Origin of the sequence: Streptosporangium nondiastaticum, from assembly GCF_003011965.1 — a bacterium.
GTDB classification, from domain to species: Bacteria; Actinomycetota; Actinomycetes; order Streptomycetales; family Streptomycetaceae; genus Streptomyces; species Streptomyces nondiastaticus.
The window spans coordinates 1-2,706 of the sequence record NZ_PXWG01000277.1 but is presented as its reverse complement, the minus strand read 5'-3'; the positions used below and the strand labels follow the sequence as shown (position 1 = coordinate 2,706).

The following is a 2,706-nucleotide window of genomic DNA, read 5'->3' as shown; positions in this document are numbered from 1 at the left end:
CAGCGGGCCGCGCAGGCCGCCGCGCAGTGGCCCGCTCCGGCCGCTCCCGCGGACCGCTCCCCGGCGGCCCCGCAGGGCGGCGAGCCCTGGCCGACGGAGCCCTTCGGTGACGCAGAGCAACCGACGGCCAAGGGCTTCGGCTCCGGGTTCGGCGGAGGCTTCCACGGCGAGAAGGTGCTGATCGTCGACGACGACATCCGCAATGTGTTCGCCCTCACGAGCGTCCTGGAGCAGCACGGGCTGTCGGTGCTCTACGCCGAGAACGGGCGCGAGGGGATCGAGGTCCTGGAGCAGCACGACGACGTCGTGGTGGTCCTGATGGACATCATGATGCCGGAGATGGACGGCTATGCCACGACGGCCGCCATCCGCAGGATGCCGCAGTTCGCGGGGCTGCCCATCATCGCGCTGACCGCCAAGGCGATGAAGGGCGACCGCGAGAAGAGCCTGGACGCCGGAGCCTCCGACTACGTCACCAAGCCGGTCGACACCGATCACCTGCTCACGGTGATGGAGCAGTGGATGCGCGCCGAGTGACGCCCGGCCGCGGGCCCCGTGCGGGCTCCGCGGCCGGCTTCCGGGCGACTGCTGACCGAGTGTGCGCGAGGACGTGTGGGGACCGGGGAATCGGGGAACCTTCTGGTCCCCCACTACGTTTCTGCTACGTGCACAGTGACATCGCGGTGACAGGGTGTGGCGACCGGCGGGGTGCGGCTACCATGACCGGCACAAGGACGGGCGGCGCAAGGGAGTCGTCCCCTGGGGCGGCGCCCGGTGCACTGCCGGGGCGAGGAGGACGGGCCATGGTGCAGAAGGCCAAGATCCTCCTGGTCGATGACCGGCCGGAAAATCTGCTGGCGCTGGAGGCGATCCTCTCGGCGCTCGATCAGACACTGGTACGGGCATCGTCAGGGGAGGAAGCGCTCAAAGCGCTGCTGACGGACGATTTCGCGGTGATCCTGCTGGACGTCCAGATGCCTGGCATGGACGGTTTCGAGACCGCGGCGCACATCAAGCGGCGGGAGCGCACGCGGGACATCCCCATCATCTTCCTGACCGCCATCAACCACGGCCCGCACCACACCTTCCGCGGCTACGCGGCGGGCGCGGTGGACTACATCTCCAAGCCCTTCGACCCGTGGGTGCTGCGCGCCAAGGTCTCGGTCTTCGTCGAGCTGTACATGAAGAACTGCCAGCTGCGCGAGCAGGCGGCCCTGTTGCGGCTGCAGCTGGAGAACGGCCAGTCGGGGCGTACGGGCGCGGCCGCGGCCCAGGAGCCGGCGGGGCTGCTCGCCGAGCTGTCCGCGCGGCTCGCCGCCGTCGAGGAGCAGGCCGAGGCGCTCACCAAGCAGCTGGACGAGTCCGCCGATGCCGCGGCGGTCGCCACCGCCGCCCACCTGGAGCGCAAACTCACCGGGCTGCGGCGGGCGCTGGACGCCCTGGAGCCCGGGGCCGGGAGCGGGGCGAGCCCGCTGCCCGCCTCCAGCTGACCCTTCCGCCCGTCCCGGCTCTGTCCCGGCCGCCGGCTCACGGCCTGCGGCTTCCGGTCTCCGGCCGGTCCTTTGACGCCGCGTCACCCTTGGAATCACGGGGCCCTTACCCGAACGGGTGAACGCCGGGGCGCGGGTGTCCCTCGCGCCCGGCAACGGTAATCTCGGCACCATGGCCTCACGTACGTCCGGCAAGGGTTCCCAGAGCGCGGCGGGCACCTCGAAGCAGCGTGCCGGGCGCTCGGGGAGCGCTGCCAAGAAGTCCCAGCCCAGGCCCGCGGGCCGGGCGCCCGCCAAGAAGGCGCCGCCCCGCAAGGCGCCCGCGAAGAAGGCCGCGGCCAAGCGGGCCCCCAAGCGCGCGCCCGCTCCTCCCGGCGGCGTCCGCCGCGTGGGGCGGGGCGTTGCGCACGGCGTGGGCGCCCTCTTCCGCGGCGTCGGCCGCGGCGCGCGGGGCCTCGACCCGGCCCACCGCAAGGACGGCCTCGCGCTGCTCCTGCTGGGCATCGCCCTGATCGTGGCCGCGGGCACGTGGTCCAGCCTGGAGGGCCCGGTCGGCGATCTGGTGACCATGCTCGTCACCGGCGCGTTCGGGCGGCTCGACCTCGTCGTGCCGATACTCCTCGGCATCATCGCGGTCCGGCTCTTCCGTCACCCCGAGCGTCCCGAGGCCAACGGACGGATCGTCATCGGCCTGTCCGCGCTGGTCGTCGGCGTCCTCGGGCAGGTCCACGTGGCCTGCGGCTCCCCGGGCCGCGGCGACGGCTCGCAGGCCCTGCAGGACGCGGGCGGGCTGATCGGCTGGGCCGCGTCCAAGCCGCTGGTGTACACGGTCGGCGAGGTCCTCGCCGTACCGCTGCTGGTGCTGCTCACCATCTTCGGGCTGCTGGTCGTCACGGCCACCCCGGTCAACGCCGTCCCGCGCCGGCTGCGGCAGCTGGGCATACGTCTCGGGATCATCGAGCCCCTCCCCGGCGAGTACGAGGGGGAGGACGCCGCCGGTTACGGGGCGGACTACGCCGACGACTGGCGCGAGGAGCCCCCCGCGCGCCCCCGCCGCGCTGCGACGCGACGCACCACCGGCGAGGCCCTCGACCCGGAGCGGGCGGAGGAAGAAGCGCTCGGCAAGCGGCGCAAGCCGCGGCGGCAGGCCGGCGGGCCCGTGGAGCCCCCGTCCGGCCGCGAGCCCGACGCCGTGGACATGGCGGCCGCGGCCGCC

Annotated in this window: 2 protein-coding genes and 1 pseudogene; all 3 read left to right on the top strand. The window is 73.5% G+C overall.

Translation table 11 applies throughout. From position 1 onward, the window contains the following. Positions 1-537 (top strand): response regulator (locus B7P34_RS35640; protein WP_223268592.1); only part of this gene is annotated, 537 nt, incomplete at its 5' end. 266 nt (positions 538-803) lie between these two features. Next, positions 804-1,490 (top strand): response regulator, encoded by a 687-nt coding sequence (locus B7P34_RS35635; protein ID WP_030368719.1) that lies wholly within the window; start codon positions 804-806, stop codon positions 1,488-1,490. Between the two features lie 172 nt (positions 1,491-1,662). Continuing rightward, positions 1,663-2,706: pseudogene (locus B7P34_RS35630) on the top strand (hypothetical protein); the annotation flags it as partial.

Coding starts and splice junctions, on each gene's coding strand:
- B7P34_RS35635 (WP_030368719.1), top strand. CDS start 804: ATGGTGCAGAAGGCCAAGATCCTCCTGGTCGATGACCGGCCGGAAAAT.